Raw genomic sequence first — 18,241 nt, forward strand, 5'->3', positions numbered from 1 at the left:
AACTCGCGTAACCACTCACGAGGCCCACGCTGGGAACAAGCCATCGGCGTGTGCTGTTATGCAGGCGTGCGGACCTTCGATCTGGTGATAATCGGTACCGGCTCCGGCAATTCCATCCTCGACCCGAGGTTCAAGGACTGGAATGTGGCCGTCGTCGAAAAGGGAACCTTCGGCGGCACATGCCTCAACGTCGGCTGCATCCCGACGAAGATGTTCGTGCACACGGCTGATCTCGCGGCGGCTCCCGCGGCGAGCGCGCGGCTGGGCGTCGACTCGACGCTGGATGGTGTGCGCTGGGAGGACATCCGGGACCGGATCTTCGGCCGGATCGATCCGATCGCGGCAGGCGGCCGTGACTACCGCAAAAACCACGCGGACAACTCGAACGTCACGGTGTTCGAAGGCACCGGCCGGTTCACCGAGCCGAAGGTGCTCGAAGTCACGTTGGCGGACGGCAGCAAGGAAACCATCACCGCGCCCAAGTTCGTGCTGGCCGCCGGTGGCCGGGTGAAGGCGCCGGACGTACCGGGCCTGTCCGAGGTCGGTTACGAGACCAGCGACACGATCATGCGGCTGGCGAAGCTGCCGAAGAAGCTGACGATCCTTGGCAGCGGGTTCATCGCGGCCGAGTTCGCGCACGTGTTCTCGTCCTACGGCGTCGATGTGACGGTCATCGCTCGTTCCGGTGCGTTGCTGCGCAGTGAGGACGACGACATCTCCTCGCGGTTCACCGCACTGGCCCGTGAGAAGTGGGATGTCCGGCTGGATCGTAAGACTGTCCGGGCGGAACGCGATGGTGACGTGATCAGACTGCACCTGGAAGGCCCGTCTGGCGCCGAGACTGTGGAGTCTGACGTGCTTCTGGTGGCGGTCGGGCGTACGCCGAACTCGGACATCCTCAACGTGACCGCTGGCGGCATCGCGGTCGCGCCGTCCGGGCACGTCGTGGTCGACGAGTACCAGCGGACCACAGTGGATGGTGTGTACGCGCTTGGCGACATCAGCTCGCCCTACGAGTTGAAGCACGTGGCCAACCACGAGGCACGGGTCGTGCAGCACAACCTGTTGCACCCCTCGGATCTGCGGAAAGCCGATCACAGGTTCGTGCCGTCCGCGGTGTTCACGTCCCCGCAGATCGCGTCGGTCGGTTTGACCGAGCGGGAAGCCAAAGCCAGTGGCAGGCGGTATGTCGTGGCCGAGCAGGCGTATGCGGACATCGCATACGGCTGGGCGATGGAGGACACGTCCGGGTTCGTGAAACTGCTGGCAGACCCTGCCAGTGGCGAACTCATCGGCGCGCACATCATGGGGCCGCAGGCTTCGAGCGTGATCCAGCCGCTGATCCAGGCGATGAGCTTCGGCCTGCGCGCCGACGACATGGCCCGTGGCCAGTACTGGATCCACCCCGGCATGCCGGAGGTCGTGGAGAACGCGCTGCTCAAGCTCGTTCTGGATTAAGGACTAATCCTTTCTGCGTACCCCGGCGTGTACCTGTCGACAACATGTCGATCAACGCCGGGGAGTCACTGAACTGTGTGGGGCTGGATTCGCAAGACGTTCTACGTCTTGGTGTTCCTGTCGTTGGCCGCGCCACTGATCGCGTTCCGCTACAGCTACTCGTTATACGAGATACCGGATCCCGCTCAGATCGCCGCTGGTCAGAACCAGACGATCACGTTGTACTACGCGGACGGCAAGACGGAGCTGGCGCGGATCTCGCCCAAGAGCGGGGACCGGTCGTCCATCCGGTTCCAGGACATTCCTGTGCACGTGCAGAACGCGGTGCTCTCGGCCGAGGACAACACGTACTGGGAGAACTCGGGCTTCGACATCACCGGGATCGCCCGCGCGGTGTGGAACAACCTGACCGGCGACTCGGGTGGCGGGTCCACGATCACCCAGCAGTACGTCAAGAAGGCGACCGGCAACGAGCAGCTTTCGCTTGAGCGCAAGTGGAAAGAGCTGGTCCTCGCCAAGAAGCTGGCGGACACGTACTCCAAGAAAGAGCTGTTCACACACTGAGGTAATCTCACCAAGATTCTGGTTCGTTTGTTGAGCCGCGAAGCTGCTCGGACGAGCGCTGGTCGATGTGCTGGGGAGTGGTGAGACCCGGGGAAAGATGGGCGGGGAGCCCTTGGTAGAACTGGATTGCGAAGATCAAGTCCGGACCAGAAGGCTCCCCGTGATTGCGTATCGTGCCATGCTCGATGTCCCGCGTGAACTGGCCCTCTACCTCAGCCGGCTGCTGCACGCCGAACGCCGCCGACGCGGCACCCGCAAGAACAGCAGGGCGTTGACCTGCTTTCGCCACGCGGTGCTGGGCCTGCGCTGGTTCCGGCAGAACACCGACGTCCCCGCCCTGGCTCGCGATCACGGCATCTCCCGCGCCACCGGCTACCGCTACTTGGATGAGGTCGTCATCGTGCTCGCCGAGCAGGCGCCGGACCTGCATGAGGCCCTGCAGCGGGCCAAGGATGAGGGCACGGCCTACGTGATCCTCGATGGAAAGGTCTTCTCCGCCGATCGCTGTAGCGAGAAAACGTTGAGCGTGAAAGGCGAGCCGATCGACCTGTGGTACTCCGGCAAAGCCCGCGAGCACGGCGGCAACATCCAAGCGCTGTGCGCGCCGGACGGTTTTCCGTGGTGGGTCTCGGATGTCGAGCCCGGTTCACTCCATGACTTGACCGTGGCGCGCGAGCATGTGCTGGGTGCGCTGTACTGGGCCGCCTCGCACCTTGATCTGCCGACGCTGGCCGATGGCGGCTACGACGGTGCCGGCATCGGCGTGCACACCCCGGTCAAACAGCCTGCCGATGGCCAGGTCCTCGACGTGGACACCCGCACACGCAACGCTCTGCTGCGTGGCCTACGGTGTCTGGGCGAACGTGGTTTCGCCCTACTCACCGGACGCTGGCGCAGCCTGCGGCATCTCACCGCCAACCCCAGCAAGATCGGCGACATCGTCAAAGCCGCCCTTGTCCTCACGCATTTCGAACACGGCAAGATCGCGTGAAAGTCGCTGAGATCACCTCACTGAGGTAATCTCACCAAGATTCTGGTTCGTTTGTTGAGCCGCGAAGCTGCTCGGACGAGCGCTGGTCGATGTGCTGGGGAGTGGTGAGACCCGGGGAAAGATGGGCGGGGAGCCCTTGGTAGAACTGGATTGCGAAGATCAAGTCCGGACCAGAAGGCTCCCCGTGATTGCGTATCGTGCCATGCTCGATGTCCCGCGTGAACTGGCCCTCTACCTCAGCCGGCTGCTGCACGCCGAACGCCGCCGACGCGGCACCCGCAAGAACAGCAGGGCGTTGACCTGCTTTCGCCACGCGGTGCTGGGCCTGCGCTGGTTCCGGCAGAACACCGACGTCCCCGCCCTGGCTCGCGATCACGGCATCTCCCGCGCCACCGGCTACCGCTACTTGGATGAGGTCGTCATCGTGCTCGCCGAGCAGGCGCCGGACCTGCATGAGGCCCTGCAGCGGGCCAAGGATGAGGGCACGGCCTACGTGATCCTCGATGGAAAGGTCTTCTCCGCCGATCGCTGTAGCGAGAAAACGTTGAGCGTGAAAGGCGAGCCGATCGACCTGTGGTACTCCGGCAAAGCCCGCGAGCACGGCGGCAACATCCAAGCGCTGTGCGCGCCGGACGGTTTTCCGTGGTGGGTCTCGGATGTCGAGCCCGGTTCACTCCATGACTTGACCGTGGCGCGCGAGCATGTGCTGGGTGCGCTGTACTGGGCCGCCTCGCACCTTGATCTGCCGACGCTGGCCGATGGCGGCTACGACGGTGCCGGCATCGGCGTGCACACCCCGGTCAAACAGCCTGCCGATGGCCAGGTCCTCGACGTGGACACCCGCACACGCAACGCTCTGCTGCGTGGCCTACGGTGTCTGGGCGAACGTGGTTTCGCCCTACTCACCGGACGCTGGCGCAGCCTGCGGCATCTCACCGCCAACCCCAGCAAGATCGGCGACATCGTCAAAGCCGCCCTTGTCCTCACGCATTTCGAACACGGCAAGATCGCGTGAAAGTCGCTGAGATCACCTCACTATCTCAACATTGTCTACTTCGGACGCGGCGCGAACGGGATACAGGCGGCGGCGCAGGCGTACTTCGGCAAGAACGTCCAACAGCTGGACGTGTCCGAGGCGGCACTGCTTGCCGGGGTGATCCAGCGGCCGACGTACTGGGATCCGGACGTGGACAGGGAAAACGCCGAGCGCCGGTGGAACTTCGTGCTCGACCAGATGACCAAGAACGGCTGGCTGACCAACCGCGCGTCGTTGAAGTTCCCGACAACCCTGCCCCGCAACGCCGCACAGAGCTCGGCGCGGCTACAGATCGAGAACCAGGTGCTCGCCGAGCTTGAGGACCTGGCGGACCTGCCACGGGACGCGCTGCAGCAACGTGGGTACCGCGTGATCACCACGATCGACCAGGCCGCGCAGACCAGCCTTGAGCAGTCGGTGTCGTCGGTCATGGCAGGTCAGCCGGATTATCTGCGGGCGGCCGCGGTGTCACTTGACCCGAAGTCCGGTGGGGTGCTGGCTTATCACGGCGGCGGCAATGGGGTCGGCTTGGACTACGCGCAATCGCCGCAGGACGCCGGCACGACTTTCGGCACCTTTGTCGCGGTTGCCGCGCTACGTCAGGGTTTCCGGCCCGATCACCCGCTGGATGGCACTTCCCCTCGGATGATCGACGGTATCCCGTTCCAGAATCCTGCTGGCGTCCGGTGTTCGCCGTGCAGCCTGCGTGCTTCTTTGGGGATACAGGCGAACACCGCTTCGGCCGAGCTCGCTTCCCAGGTCGGTGTTGGCGCGGTTGCTGAGGCTGCCCATCAGCTCGGGATCGCGCGCGAGCTGCGTGGAAAGCCCGCGTTTGGCGCGGACCCGGATACGCGGATCGCTGTCGGTGGCGGAAGCACGAGCGTTCGGACGATTGATATGGCTCATGCGTACGCCACCCTCGCCGCCAACGGCATGCGGACAACCCCGCACTTCGTCAGCCGCGTCGAGGACATTGACGGCAACACTCGCTACAACGCCACGCTTCCCACGTTGCAGGCCATTCCGTCGCGGATCGCGCAGACCGTCATATTCGGACTGGAACGGGACCAAGGCGCGTTCGTCCGGCCGGGGGTTCGCGCGTTCGGTGACGGGGGCGCGAACGCCAAAGCCTGGATGGTCGGCTACAACTTCGACATCGTGACCGCGGTGTGGATGGGCGCCGACAGGATCATCGCCATCAAGAACAAAGAGGGCAGGGACATCACCCCCGCAGGCGAGCCAACGACGATCTGGCGCGCGGTGATGGACGGCTACCGCGCTGCCCACGCTCCCAAGAAGCCCACACTGGAGCCCGTGCCCAAGGAACTCGAGTACAACGACCCCAAGAAGCCATCGCCCAACCCAGCAGCCCGGCCAACACCACGAACTACCAGGTAGATCCTCGTGAGTGGTTATTAGCGTTAGAACCCCAATAACCACTCACGAGGTCTTTTCAGCGGCCGAGGGTGCTGTTGGTGATCAACTGCTGCAACGGGTTGCCGTTCGGGGCGTTGGTGCAGTTGCCCGTGTCGACCTTGGGCACGTCCGTCAGGCCGCTCACGAAGACGCCGCTGCCGCACATCTGCATCGGCAATACGCTGACGTTCTGTACCAGCGGCGCGTCACCGTCGAAACCGCTGAGCACGTCCTCGTCTTGATCCGCGAACGCGGTGGCCGCTGGGCTGAACATGGCGGCCGACAGGACACCAAGCACAATAAAACGCCTCTTCACAGGCATGGGAAACCTTTCACAACGACAACAGAGGGCCGGATCGGAGAACTCACGATCCGCGACGCGCAAAAAACACTACCGATGCGCGCCTGGAAGCCAAAACTTCTGCGCCATGTTCACTCGTCTGAGAAAAGTGCGCGCACTCATCGTGACAACTGTTCTGGGGAAATGCAAAACCGACCCAGCGAGAACGTCGCCGGATCGGGTAACGCGAGCGGGACCGGCACCCCGGTCCCGCTCACCCCCGCGCCCTCTGCTACGCGTTATCAGCCCTTGTTCGTTACCACGACGGTGTTGCCGTCACCGCTGTTGGCGACTGTTGTGGAGTTGTGATGACTGCCATTACCAGCAACAACAGTCGTACTGTTGCTGACACCGCTATTGCTGACCGCGGTGTCATTGTTGTTGCTGGAGTTATTGCTCACGACGGTCGTCGATCCGACGGCGTCATTGTTGCTGATAGAGGTGTTGTTGCTGTTGCTCGCGACGTTGCTCACGACCGACGTGGTGTGATCGGAGTCGTCGTTGCTCACGGCGGTGTTGTTGTGATCGCCGCCGGTGTTGCCGACGACCACGGCGTTATGGTTTGAGTCGTCATTGGACACGGCGGTGTTGTTGTGGTCCGCGTGGTTGTTCGTCACCGCGACGCCGTTGTGGTCCGAGTCATCGTTGGACACAGCCGTGTCGTTGCCATTGGCGTGCGCGTTGGTGACGTTCACAGCGTTGTCGTCGGCGTCGTCGTTGGACACGGCGGTGTCGTTGCCGTTGGCCGCGGTGTTCGTGACATTCACGCCGTTGTCGTCGGCGTGGTTGTTGGACACCGTCGAGTCGTTGCCGTTCGCATGCGTGTTGCTGACGCTCACCGCATTGTGGTCGGCGTGGTGATTGGACACGGCCGAGTCATTGTGGTTTGCGTTCGTATTGGTGACGCTACTGGAGTTGGCGTTGGAATGATCATTGCTGACCGCGGTGTCATTGTGGTCCGCGTGGTGGTTGCCCACCCATGTCCCATTGCCGTTCGAGTGTTCGTTCTCCACCGATGTGCTGTTGTGATCGGCGTTGTTGTTGACGACCTTGATCCAGTTGGCGCTGGCGAGCAGGTTGGAGATCGTTGTGTGGTTGGCATTGCCGTTGTTGCTGACCGACGCCTGGTTGTTGCCCGGCTTGTCCGCCGCATACGCCGTGCCTATCAACCCAGGCAGTGCCAATGCGCCAATCAGAACAGCCAGCGCCGCCCATCGATTGAAGATCACCGAATGCTCCTCGTTCTCGTTTTCCCGAGTGGCGCTCTGCCACCACCAAGCGCCCCACTTGACCGTAGTGCCGATTCAGCCGCACGGTCGGGTGGATTCGCCGGCCAGCCGGGTGCATTCACGAAAACCGCAGTTCATGTCATTTCGGCGACATTCGAAGCCGTCAATTCACGGCCGGATAGGCGCCATCTTTCACGCGCCAGAACACGCCGGTCCGCCCATTCGGACCAGCGTGTCACATACGGCGCGTGATATGGCGAACGCGCAATATGGCGCGTTCTACATGAGTTGGTCGATCGCGCGATAGATCCGCTTCTCGGACACCGCGTACGCGGTCTTGATCGACTGCGCGAAGTAGCTGAGCCGCAGTTCCTCGATCATCCAGCGGATCCGGCGGGCCTCCGGCGAGTCGGGCAGCTCACGGTAGGCCTGCCAGACATCCTGCGCGCTCTGCGCCCACTCGAGATCACGGTCCGGCCGCTCGGGCAGCTTGTCCAACCGCAGCTCGATCCCGCGAAGGTACCGGGTCAGGCTTGGCAGCTGCTCGTAGCCGGATGCGGTCACGAAACCCCTGTACACCAAGCGAGACAGCTGTTGCCGAATGTCCTGCAAGGACGGTTCCAGCCGGGGGCCGCCCATTCCGGACAGTCGGGTCTGGACCGAGTTGTACGCGGCCAGCGCACTGCCGACCTGCGTGACGACCTCGAGCACAGTGGGGTTCAGGTGCGTACGAACCCTGTCCTGCAAGGCTTTGAACGCAGCCGCGTCCCACGCGACGCCCCCACCATCACTGACCAGCTTGTCCACCGCACACGCGATGCAGTCATCAAAGAAGTCCTGCATATCGCGGTGCGGGTTGGCGGACAGCGCCAGCTTCGCGGTGTTGGACATCCGGCCGAGCACATACTTCAGTGGCGAAGCCGTATTCAGCAACAACAGCCGCCGCGTGCCCTTCCACATCGAGTCACGCTGTTCGGCCTCGGTTTCGAACATGCGGACGTCGACCGAAGTGCCCGCGTCGACCAAAGCGGGATACGCGGTCACGACAAAGCCGTGCTGCTCCTGGCGGAGCATCTTCGGCAGCGTGCCGATTTCCCACGTACGCAAGCCTTTGCGCTCGATCTCACCAGCCGCGGACGACAGGGTCTCACGCATCTTGGGCTGCAGCTTGCGTTTCAGGTCGCCGAGGTCTTTGCCTTCGGCCAGCAGCGTGCGGCGCTCGTCCTCGACCCGGTACGTCACCCGCAAGTGATCAGGAATCTTCGTCAGATCCCAATCCTCACGGGCCACCGCGATCCCGGACAGCGCCTTGATCTCACGTTCGACCGCGTCGAGCAGGCTCTCGTCTTTGAGGTCCGGAATCCGGTGCAGAATCGCCTTCGCCCAGTCGGGTGCGGGCACGAAATTGCGCCGCACCTGCTTGGGCAACGATTTCAGCAGCGCGGTGATGATCTCCTCGCGCAGGCCGGGAACCTGCCAGGCAAAACCGTCCGCGGTGACCTGATTGAGCACTGGCAACGGGATATGCGCGGTCACGCCATCGTCTTTGCGACCCGGTTCGAACTGGTACGACAGCCGCATTGTCAGGCCGCCGCGATCCCAGTTGTCCGGGAAAGCCTCTGGCGTCACGCTTTGCGCGTTCGCGTTGAGCAGCATCTCGGTCGGGAACGTCAGCAGGTCCGGCTGTTCGCGGCTGGTTTTCTTCCACCAGGTGTCGAAATGCCGCCCGGAGACCACTTCCGCGCCGATTCGCTTGTCGTAGAAGTCGAACAGGGTCTCGTCGTCGACCAGCAGGTCACGCCGCCGCGCCCGGTTCTCCAGCTCCTCGACCTCGGTCAGCAGCTTGCGGTTGGCGTGGAAGAACTTGTGCCGCGTCTCCCAGTCGCCTTCGACCAGCGCGCTGCGGATGAACATCTCCCGCGACAGCTCCGGATCGATCCGGCCGTAGTTGACTTTCCGGTTCGTCACGATCGGAATGCCATACAGCGTCACGCGTTCGGTCGCCATCACGGCACCTTGCTTGCGTTCCCAATGAGGTTCGCTGTACGTGCGCTTCACCAGATGCGTGGCCAGCGGTTCGACCCACGCGGGCTCGATGCGTGCCGCGATCCGGCCCCACAGCCGGGACGTTTCGACCAGCTCAGCGGCCATCACCCACTGCGGCGGCTTCTTGAACAACGCCGAGCCGGGGAACACCGCGAACCGGGCGCCACGCGCGCCGATGTAATCCTGTTTCTGCTGGTCACGCAGCCCGATATGGGACAGAAGGCCGGAAAGCACCGACTGGTGCACGCGAACCGAGTCGATCTCACCCTCGGCTGGTTTGGGCTTGACATCCATCACTTGCCGCAGCTGCGAATAGATGTCCTGCCACTCACGTACACGCAGGTAATTCAGGAACTCGGCCTTGCAGAGCTTGCGGAACCGGTTGCCGGACAGTTCCTTCTGCTTGGTCCGCAGGTACTCCCACAGGTTCAGGTACGACAGGAAGTCGCTGGTCTTGTCAGCGAACCTGGCGTGTGCCTGCTGTGCCTGTTCCTGCTTGTCCTGCGGGCGCTCTCGTGGGTCCTGAATGGACAGTGCGGCCGCGATCACCATGACTTCGTGGACGCAGCCGTTGCCGTCGGCCGCGAGGACCATCCTGGCCAGCCTCGGGTCGACCGGGAGTTGCGCGAGCTTGCGGCCCAATGACGTCAAGGCGCCCTTCTCCAGCGCGCCAAGCTCTTGCAGCAGGTTCACGCCGTCGGCGATGTTGCGCTTGTCCGGCGGGTCGATGAACGGGAACTCCGCCATCTCGCCGAGCCCGGCCGCGGTCATCTGCAGGATGACCGAGGCGAGGTTGGTCCGCAGGATCTCCGGATCGGTGAACTCCGGCCGCGCGTCGAACTCGTCTTCGGTGTAGAGCCGTATGCAAATACCTTCTGAGACGCGGCCACAGCGGCCTTTGCGCTGGTTGGCTGACGCCTGGGAGACGGCTTCGATGGGCAGCCGCTGTACCTTCAACCGGTTGCTGTACCGGGAGATACGCGCGGTGCCGGGGTCGATCACGTACTTGATGCCTGGCACGGTGAGCGAGGTCTCGGCCACGTTGGTGGCGAGCACGATCCGTCTGCCGCGATGGGACTGGAACACCCGGTGCTGCTCGGCGAACGAGAGCCGGGCGTAGAGCGGAAGAATTTCCGTGTTCTTCAGCTCTTGTTTGGTCGCCGCGTGTTTTGATACCGCCTCCGCGGTGTCCCGGATCTCGCGTTCGCCGCTCAAGAACACCAGGACGTCGCCGGGGCCTTCGGCGGCGAGCTCGTCGACCGCGTCGAGGATCGCCTGCGTCTGGTCACGGTCCTCGTCCGCGTTCGGATCATCCGGGTCAATGATCGGCCGATAGCGCACCTCGACCGGGTAAGTCCGGCCGGAGACCTCGACGATCGGCGCGTCGCCGAAGTGCCGGGAGAACCGCTCCGGGTCGATCGTGGCCGAGGTGATGATCACCTTGAGATCGGGCCGCTTGGGCAGAAGCTGTTTGATGTACCCGAGGATGAAGTCGATGTTGAGGCTGCGCTCGTGCGCCTCGTCGATGATCAGCGTGTCGTACTGGGACAGCAGCCGGTCGGACTGGATCTCGGCGAGCAGTATGCCGTCGGTCATCAGCTTGACCAGCGTGCTGTCGCTGATCTGGTCGTTGAACCTGACCTTGTACCCGATTGCCTCGCCAAGCGGGATATCGAGCTCCTCGGCGATCCGCTCGGCGACCGTGCGGGCCGCGAGCCTGCGCGGCTGCGTGTGCCCGATCGTGCCGCGTACACCCCGGCCGAGCTCAAGGCAGATCTTGGGCAGCTGGGTGGTCTTGCCCGACCCGGTCTCGCCGGCCACGATCACGACTTGGTGATCACGTACGGCGGCAAGGATGTCGTCCCGCCGCTGGCTGACCGGCAGTTCGGCCGGATAGGTGATTTCTGGCAGGCCGGCGCGCCGCGCGTCGACCTTGAGTTCGGCTGCGGTGATCTCGGCGGCGATCTGCTCGATCACGGCTTGGCGGGCGGCCGGCTTGCGTACTTTGCGGACGCCTTCGAGGCGACGGCCCAGCTTGCGCTCGTCGCGGAGGGTCAGCGTAGGCAGCCGCTGCGCCAAATCGGCGAGCGTCGATTCCTTTAGTGGGGTTCCCATCTCGACTACCAGGATAAGCAACGCCCGCGATCAGCACCCGCGGATTAAAAACCGACCGGCCCTACGCGAAACACCGGATGAGATGGCAGTCTGTTCATTCGACGAACATCGTCGGTGATGACTAGGACAGACGTGGGATGTTTGGTTGTCCAAACATCCTGGTGGGGAGGATGACACCGTGCCGTTGGCCACAACCCGGCGTGCCGGCCTTGTCGACCAGGTGATCGACCAGATGAGGAGTGCGATCACCACGGGCGAGTGGCGGGTTGGCGAACGAATCCCCACCGAGCCTGAGCTGGTGACCGCGCTCGGCGTGGGCCGCAACACCGTCCGCGAGGCCGTCCGCGCCCTCGCCCATGCCGGACTGCTCGAAGTCCGACAGGGCGATGGCACATTCGTCCGCGCGACGAGTGAACTGTCCGGAGCAGTCCGCCGCCTCTGCGGCTCAGAGCTGCGGGACGTGCTCGAAGTGCGGCGGACCCTGGAAGTCGAAGGCGCCCGCCTCGCGGCGACCAACCGAACCGAAGCACAGCTCGAGCAGCTGACCCGTCTGCTGGAAATGCGGGACGAAGCGGCAACGGCGATGCAGTGGTCCCGGTTCGTGCAGATCGACGCGGACTTCCACCACCTCGTGGTGATCGCGTCGCACAACCAGCTGCTCGCCGAACTGCACGCCGGCCTGACCGAAGTGATCAAGGCGAGCATCGAGGCGCTGGACGAGTCACAGCCGGACGCCCGCAAGATCGACCACCGGGGTCTGCTGTTCGCCATCCGTGACCGGGATCAGGAACGCGCTGTCCGTGAGGCAGGCGGGTTCCTCGCGGAGGCATTGAGTTATTTGGCCGAACACCCGGCCTGATTTTCGCGGTTCGCGTGACGACTGGGGGCACGCGGACCTTAAAGTTTCTTTTGCGGGGTTTGTCCCGTTTTTCGCCCTATTCGCCGCTTTATCGCTGACAGCGGGCCTTTTGCATGTACCGACCATCGGGACTTGGTTTCATGTCGGCCGCGACCTGCGGCCCCCGCTCTCCCGCGTAAACCCGAGAGCCGTCAGGACTGGGGCGTACGCATCACCGCGGTCGCTCCGCCGTCGATGAGCAGGTCCGAGCCCGTGATGAACGTCGACTCCGGGCCGAGCAGGAACGCCGCCGCGGCCGCGATCTCGTCGGGCGTGCTCATCCGCCCGGCCGGTGACAAGCCGATCATCGAGCGGATCGCCGCCCCGTTCTCCGACGCCAAACCTGCCTCGATCATCGAAGTCGAGACCACACCTGGACTGATCGTGTTAACCCGCGCGCCGCGCTTGCCCCAAGCCAGGCCTATCCCACCGGCACCGATGACGACGAGTACGTCCCTGCTCATGAATCCTCCCGCGAAATTCGGAGCACACTGCCTTCTCCGGCCACGTGCAAGGAACCATCCGGACCGACCGCGATTCCAGCGAACTGTCCTGGGCAGCCAGGCATGCCATGCGCGAACAACGCGCGGGCCGTCTTCTCCGGCGGACTGATGGCGAGGTTGTCGGCTTCGACTCTGCGCTCACCCGTGTCCAGGTGAATGGCCAGCACCCGTTGGTGTCCGACCTCGACGACGAACAACTCCTCGCCACGGACGGTCAGGCCCTGTGGAGTGGCGAGCCCGGAAGCGATAGCCACGGCTTGTCCGTCGTCAATCCGGTAAATCACGCCGAGCTCGTCACTGACATAGCAACGCTGTTGAGCGTCGAACGCCACGTCCACAGGTGAGCCGAAACCCGACGCCACCACGGTGATCGTGTCATCGGCTTCGATCGCAATAACCCGTCCGGCGCCTGCCTCAGCAACGACAAGCGCACCGTCGTCTCGTACAGCGATGCCAACCGGACGGTCCAGCTCTCGGGCACGTACGCGCTGGTTCGTGCGTACCTCGCCGTACTGCGAGGTTATGTGCAATTGATCCTGGTCGGCGACGATGCCGTGCGAGAAGATCGCTAGGTCGTCGCCTAGGCGATAGTGGTCCGCCGCATGGACTGTCCCGCCGAAATCGACGGTCACGCCGTAAGGGCCGACGAGGTTTTGCGGCACAACCTGACGGATTTGACCGTTTGGGTACACCTCTGCTATGCCACTACTGGCATAGCTGGAGACGTACATACGGTTGGATTCGTCGAACGCGCCGTTGTCCAGGCACATCACACCCGTCGTGATGAGTTGCCGTTTGTCCATCCGGGGATATACGCGTGATGATCCCTTCCACACCACGCGAGATGACCATCAGAACGCCTTCGCGGTCGAAGCGCACCGCGACAGGCTCGTGCACGTCCGCCGCCACGAGCTCGGGCGTTCCGCCGTCGAGCGGTCTCCGGTAGACCTCGTTGGTGAACATGTGCGGGTAGTACAGACAGCCGTCCGGCCCGAGCTGCATCGCGTTGCCCGCCGCCGATCGACAGTGGCATCGACGACCGAAAGGCCATGTTGGATTTGGTGCGGCTGGCCAGAACCGAGCCGGGCTTGCGCGCGGTATGGCTGGAAGCGCACCGGGAAGCCGAGCCGGTGTTCGCCGAGGCACTCGCGCAGCGCGCCGGACTACCTGAGCCGGACCTGACCATCTCGGTACAAGCCGCGATGATCAACGCCGCTTTGCGCGTGGGAGTGGAGCATTACGCGGCGAACGCCGACGCCGACACGCGAGGCTACGAGTCGGCGGTGCATCAGGCGTTGGCGGTCGCCGCGGGCGGCTTCTCGTCGATCACGGCAGGGTCAGGATCTCCGCGCCGGTGTCCGTGACCACGATGGTGTGCTCGAACTGGGCGGTCCAGCTCTTGTCCTTTGTCGTCACTGTCCAGCCGTCGTCCCAGATGTCGTAGTCGATTCCGCCGAGGGTGATCATCGGCTCGATCGTGAACGTCATCCCTGCCTCGATCTCTGTCTGCACCGAGGGCTCTTCGTAGTGCAGGATCACCAGGCCGCTGTGGAAGGAGCGGCCGATGCCGTGCCCGGTGAAGTCACGGACGACGCCATAGTCGAAGCGCTTGGCGTACGACTCGATGACGCGCCCGATCACGTTCAGGGCGCGGCCTGGGCGAACGGCTTTGATGGCGCGCATTGTCGCTTCATGCGTGCGTTCGACCAGGAGGCGGTTCTCCTCGGCGACGTCGCCCGCGAGGAATGTCGCGTTGGTGTCGCCGTGCACGCCGCCGATGAACGCGGTCACGTCGATGTTGACGATGTCGCCGTCCTCGATCACGGTCGAATCCGGGATGCCGTGGCAGATCACCTCGTTCAGCGAGGTGCAGCAGGACTTGGGGAAGTTGCGGTAGCCGAGGGTTGATGGGTAGGCGCCGTGGTCGAGGAGGAACTCGTGCACGACGGCGTCGATGTCATCAGTCGTCGATCCCGGCTTGACGGCCTTGCCGCCTTCCTGCAATGCCTGCGCGGCGATGCGGCTTGCCACGCGCATGGCCTCGATCACCTCGGGCGTCTGAACGTACGTCCCCTCGGTGTTGCGCGCCGGGGCGGCCTTGTCGACGTACTCAGGACGGGCGATGGTGACGGGGACTGAACGGCGCGGGCTCTGGTCGCCGGCAGTCAGCGGGGCACGTACGGGCATGTCTCCAACTCTATGAGATCCCACGGAGGAACCTGTCAGTCGCGTCAATCGCCGGACCGGACGCACCGGCGTCGGTGACGAGGATGGCGAATGCCAGATCGCCCTGATATCCGGCGAACCAGCCGTGGGAGTGCGTGCCGTCGCCGAACTGGGCCGTTCCGGTCTTGCCACGCACGTCAGGCAGCTGGCTCAAGGCTTGCGAGTTGATGGTGACCGCTTCACGCATCATCTCGCGCATGGCGTCGAGGACGGGCGCGGGCACCGGCTGCGGCGTGACGTCCATCTTTGTCGGGTTTTCCCGGTAAAGAGTGGCCTTCGGCACAGTTCCACTCGCGGCCGTGGCGGCCACGACAGCCATTCCGAACGGTGACGCGAGGGTTTTGCCCTGGCCGAAGCCGTCCTCGGCGCGCTCGGTCTGGTCCGTGGCAGGCGGCACCGACCCGGTGATCGTGGTGATCCCAGGGATGACGTAGTCCACGCCGAGGCCGAACTGCCGCGCGGCGTTGGTCAGCGTGTCCGGCTTCATCTCCGACGCGAGCTTGGCGAACGTCGTGTTGCACGAGTGCGCGAACGCCAGGCTCAGCGGGATGGTCCCCTTGTCGAACTCGTTCGAGTTCGGGATCTCGCGCGGCCCGATCACGATCTTGCCTGGGCAGGGCGAAGGCGTGTCGGCTTTGACGGTCCCGGCCTGCAACGCGGCCGCGGCCGTGACCATCTTCATCGTTGACCCCGGTGGATAGCGTCCGGTCAACGCGATGGCGCCCTGCGCGTCGGCCGCCGGGTTCTGCGCCACCGCGAGCACCTCCCCCGACGACGGCTTGATCGCTACGAGCGCGCTGGCCTGCGGGATGCCGTCGATCGCGGCCTCGGCTGCCGTCTGGACTTGGCGGCTCAACGTCACATTCGCGGCCGTACCCGCTTCGGCGTCCTTGACGAAGATCTCCTCGACCTCGCCACCGGCCGCGTTCAGCGTGACCACCCGGAACCCCGGCTTGCCGGAAATCTGGGCCTCCACCTGTTTGCGGATGCTCGGCAGCAACTGCGTAGCCAGGTTCTTGTCCCCCGCGAGCAGCCGCGTCGACGCGACAAACCGCACCCCGGGCAGCTCATAGATCGCGGCCTTCGCCGCCTGGTAGTCGGCATCGCGCAACGAGACCACGGTGTAGGACTGGCCATTGGGCGTCTTGGCCACCCCGTCCATGATCGACTGCTGCGTGATCGCCGGATCCACCTTGCTCGCCTCAGCCGCCAGCGCCGCCGCCACCACGGGGACGTCGCCAGCCTTCGCCGGATCGAGCAGAACGGACACAACCTTCTCCGGCGACATGAGCGGGGCGCCTTCCCGGTCAAGCACAGGCGCCTGCACCGCCTCCTTGTCCCGCGCGCCGATGGTCTGCTGAACGCCAAGCTTCGGGTGTATGACCGACGGCCCCCAGTGCACGCGCCAGGAGTCATTGTCCGGCCGTACTTCCATCTCGCCTTCATACGTCCAGTGCCGGTCGCGGCCAAGGTCCCAATCAGCCTTGAACCGCACCCGTGCCGACTTGTCCTCCATCTCAGTCGACCCGGTGACCTCGGTCACTATCCCCGCGGGCTTCAGCGAGCCGCGGATCTTGTCAAGCAGCGACTTGGCGGAGTCGGCCGAGTCGGTTCGACCGGCGGCGGCGGCTGTGTCGCCCTTGGCCAACTCGGTCAGAAACGCACCGGCCACATCCTCGGCACTAGGGTCCGACCCGAAAAAGAACCCGCACCCCGCAACGGGCAAAACCACGAGAAGTGCCGTGACTAGACCGATTCGTCTCACTCGCCGCAGTATGCCGGAGGGACCCAGTCCTCACGTGGACACGCACCCGTTCGCGTGTCCACCGGCTCCGTCATGGTGTGTTGAACACGCGAGCGGCGCATGGGGAGAAGCAACCGCGCTGGAAGCGAGTCGAGCAGTTTGACACACCGTGACGGAACGGTGGACACGCGCCAGGGCGGTGCAATGCGAGACACCGTGCAGTGGAAGCCCCGACTTTTACGGCCTGGTGTGTCCGACAGGCCCGGCCCCGTTGCTGGCTTCAAGGTCCAGCCGGGTTGGTTGGGGTGATCTTCCGCGTGTCCGCCCCACCGGCACGGCGAGTCAAACTGCTCGACTCGCCACCAGCCTGCTTGCTCGCCGCCGTGCGCCGCTCGCGCGTTCAACACGCCATGCCGGAGCGGCAGACACGCGCGGGCACCCGTCGCTGACTTCCCGCCTGTTCGCTTCGCTCACGGCGATACGTCATTGTGCTACCGGGTGCACGCCACACATTCCAGGCCCAACCCTTCATCCCCTCGATCAACGTGAGGTAAACCGCCCAACCGCTCACGCACAGTGGCTAAACGTTGGTGGGCACAGCGGAAGGCGGGTAAGCCGCCCAACCCTCGACCAAGGTAGGCACACCGCCCAACTTCTCGAGCGAGGTGGGTATGTCGCCCACCACTCACACACAGTGGGCAAGCCTTGGTGGGCACTGCGGAAGGTGGGTAAACGCCTGACCTTGCGCAGGTGTTGGGCGAATCAGCCTCTGACCTTTGCAGGTGGGGTTAGAACAGGACCGTGGCGTAGCAGCCGACTTGGGTGAAGCCTATCTTCGCGTAGGAGGCTCTTGCTGGGGTGTTGAAGGAGTTGACGTACAGACTTGCCGTTCGGCCCATGCCTTTGACCAGGCGTTCTACCACCGCTGCCGTTCCGGCCGTGCCCAGGCCTCCGCCACGCCTGTCCGGGTGTACCCAGACACCTTGGATCTGCCCGACGGACTTGGACAGCGCCCCGATCTCGGCTTTGAACACAACCTCGCCGCCTTCGAACCGGGCAAATGCCCGCCCACCGGCGATCAGCTCGGCGACCCGCGCTCGATACCCGGCGCCGCCGTCTCCCACTCGGGGATCGACGCCGACTTCCTCGATGAACATGGCTATCGCTGCCGGTAGGTAGCGGTCGAGCTCGTCCGGCCGCACGGCGCGCACGAGGGTGTCTGGCTGGACCAACGGACTGGTGTTGATCGCCATCAGCGGCTGTTCTGCCCGTATTTCCCTTGGTGGGCCCCACTCTGGCTCCAGCTCGGCCCACATTCCGAGGACTTGGTCTGCCGGGCCGACCAGCGATGAGCACATCCTCCTGCGCCGCAACGCCCGGTCAGCGAAGCAGCGCAGGGCGGCTTTGTTGCCGCGCAAGGGGATCAGGTTCGGTCCGACGTAGCACAGGCCGTCCAGGCGGCCGTTTCGCATCGGTCGGACGTCCGCTCCCCACAGCTCTCCGCCGAGCCGCCAGGCGTCGAGGCCTGCGGCCTCCACCCGGGCTGCCACCATGCAGCACACGACCGGATCGGCGGCCAGCACGGCCCGCACCGCCATGCCGTCTCGTTCGTCGAGTAACCGCGCGGAAGCCATCCGAAGCACCTACTAAGCGTGCCAGATGGAACCCGAAATCG

The 18,241-nt window shown here is 64.4% G+C and carries 15 protein-coding genes; 7 read left to right on the forward strand and 8 right to left on the reverse strand.

The annotated features are described in order from the left end of the window. Positions 1–66 precede the first annotated feature (66 nt). The 5 genes from LWC34_RS33255 to LWC34_RS33275 all read left to right on the forward strand — a co-directional run bounded on the left by LWC34_RS33255 (position 67) and on the right by LWC34_RS33275 (position 5,447). Positions 67–1,458, forward strand: coding sequence for a mycothione reductase (locus tag LWC34_RS33255; RefSeq protein ID WP_233729238.1), 1,392 nt, complete (start codon positions 67–69; stop codon positions 1,456–1,458). A gap of 75 nt (positions 1,459–1,533) precedes the next feature. Beyond that, complete coding sequence (locus tag LWC34_RS33260; protein WP_233729239.1) at positions 1,534–2,022, forward strand: biosynthetic peptidoglycan transglycosylase; 489 nt, start codon at positions 1,534–1,536, stop codon at positions 2,020–2,022. A gap of 160 nt (positions 2,023–2,182) precedes the next feature. Then, entirely contained in the window at positions 2,183–3,013 is an 831-nt protein-coding gene (locus LWC34_RS33265; RefSeq protein ID WP_233728168.1) for a transposase family protein, read from the forward strand. A 184-nt stretch (positions 3,014–3,197) separates the two neighbouring features. Beyond that, positions 3,198–4,028 (forward strand): transposase family protein, encoded by an 831-nt coding sequence (locus LWC34_RS33270; protein WP_233728168.1) that lies wholly within the window; start codon positions 3,198–3,200, stop codon positions 4,026–4,028. A 30-nt stretch (positions 4,029–4,058) separates the two neighbouring features. Then, entirely contained in the window at positions 4,059–5,447 is a 1,389-nt protein-coding gene (locus tag LWC34_RS33275) for a transglycosylase domain-containing protein (protein WP_308200211.1), read from the forward strand. Between the two features lie 55 nt (positions 5,448–5,502). Here LWC34_RS33275 and LWC34_RS33280 read toward each other — a convergent pair whose 3' ends face one another. The 3 genes from LWC34_RS33280 to hrpA all read right to left on the reverse strand — a co-directional run bounded on the left by LWC34_RS33280 (position 5,503) and on the right by hrpA (position 11,195). Next, positions 5,503–5,787, reverse strand: a complete 285-nt coding sequence (locus LWC34_RS33280) for a hypothetical protein (protein ID WP_233729240.1) — start codon at positions 5,785–5,787, stop codon at positions 5,503–5,505. A 260-nt stretch (positions 5,788–6,047) separates the two neighbouring features. Then, a complete protein-coding gene (locus LWC34_RS33285; protein ID WP_233729241.1) occupies positions 6,048–7,034 on the reverse strand; it encodes an autotransporter outer membrane beta-barrel domain-containing protein in 987 nt (328 codons plus the stop codon). Between the two features lie 279 nt (positions 7,035–7,313). Continuing rightward, positions 7,314–11,195 carry an ATP-dependent RNA helicase HrpA gene (hrpA, locus tag LWC34_RS33290; protein ID WP_233729242.1) on the reverse strand — a complete coding sequence of 1,294 codons (3,882 nt, stop codon included), beginning with the start codon at positions 11,193–11,195 and terminating at the stop codon, positions 7,314–7,316. Positions 11,196–11,373: 178 nt separating this feature from the next. Between hrpA and LWC34_RS33295 the strand changes: the two genes are divergently transcribed. Beyond that, complete coding sequence (locus tag LWC34_RS33295) at positions 11,374–12,054, forward strand: FadR/GntR family transcriptional regulator (protein ID WP_233729243.1); 681 nt, start codon at positions 11,374–11,376, stop codon at positions 12,052–12,054. A 191-nt stretch (positions 12,055–12,245) separates the two neighbouring features. Here LWC34_RS33295 and LWC34_RS33300 read toward each other — a convergent pair whose 3' ends face one another. Further along, on the reverse strand, positions 12,246–12,557 hold the full coding sequence (locus LWC34_RS33300) for an SDR family oxidoreductase (RefSeq protein WP_233729244.1): 312 nt from the start codon (positions 12,555–12,557) through the stop codon (positions 12,246–12,248). Then, positions 12,554–13,399 carry an NHL repeat-containing protein gene (locus LWC34_RS33305; RefSeq protein WP_233729245.1) on the reverse strand — a complete coding sequence of 282 codons (846 nt, stop codon included), beginning with the start codon at positions 13,397–13,399 and terminating at the stop codon, positions 12,554–12,556. The genes LWC34_RS33300 and LWC34_RS33305 overlap by 4 nt, the downstream gene beginning before the upstream one ends. 246 nt (positions 13,400–13,645) lie before the next feature. Between LWC34_RS33305 and LWC34_RS33310 the strand changes: the two genes are divergently transcribed. Next, on the forward strand, positions 13,646–13,960 hold the full coding sequence (locus LWC34_RS33310; RefSeq protein ID WP_233729246.1) for an acyl-CoA-like ligand-binding transcription factor: 315 nt from the start codon (positions 13,646–13,648) through the stop codon (positions 13,958–13,960). Here the strand turns inward: LWC34_RS33310 and map are convergent. The 3 genes from map to LWC34_RS33325 form a co-directional block, all read right to left on the reverse strand. Beyond that, complete coding sequence (map, locus tag LWC34_RS33315; RefSeq protein WP_233729247.1) at positions 13,923–14,783, reverse strand: type I methionyl aminopeptidase; 861 nt, start codon at positions 14,781–14,783, stop codon at positions 13,923–13,925. The two genes, LWC34_RS33310 and map, sit on opposite strands and share 38 nt — an antisense overlap. Positions 14,784–14,793: 10 nt before the next feature. Then, positions 14,794–16,587: a penicillin-binding transpeptidase domain-containing protein gene (locus LWC34_RS33320; protein ID WP_233729248.1), complete on the reverse strand. Its 1,794-nt coding sequence runs from the start codon at positions 16,585–16,587 to the stop codon at positions 14,794–14,796. Between the two features lie 767 nt (positions 16,588–17,354). Beyond that, entirely contained in the window at positions 17,355–18,209 is an 855-nt protein-coding gene (locus LWC34_RS33325; RefSeq protein ID WP_233729249.1) for a GNAT family N-acetyltransferase, read from the reverse strand. Positions 18,210–18,241 lie beyond the last annotated feature (32 nt).

The sequence above is a fragment of the Kibdelosporangium philippinense genome (genome assembly GCF_021390435.2).
In the GTDB taxonomy this organism is placed as follows: domain Bacteria; phylum Actinomycetota; class Actinomycetes; order Mycobacteriales; family Pseudonocardiaceae; genus Kibdelosporangium; species Kibdelosporangium philippinense.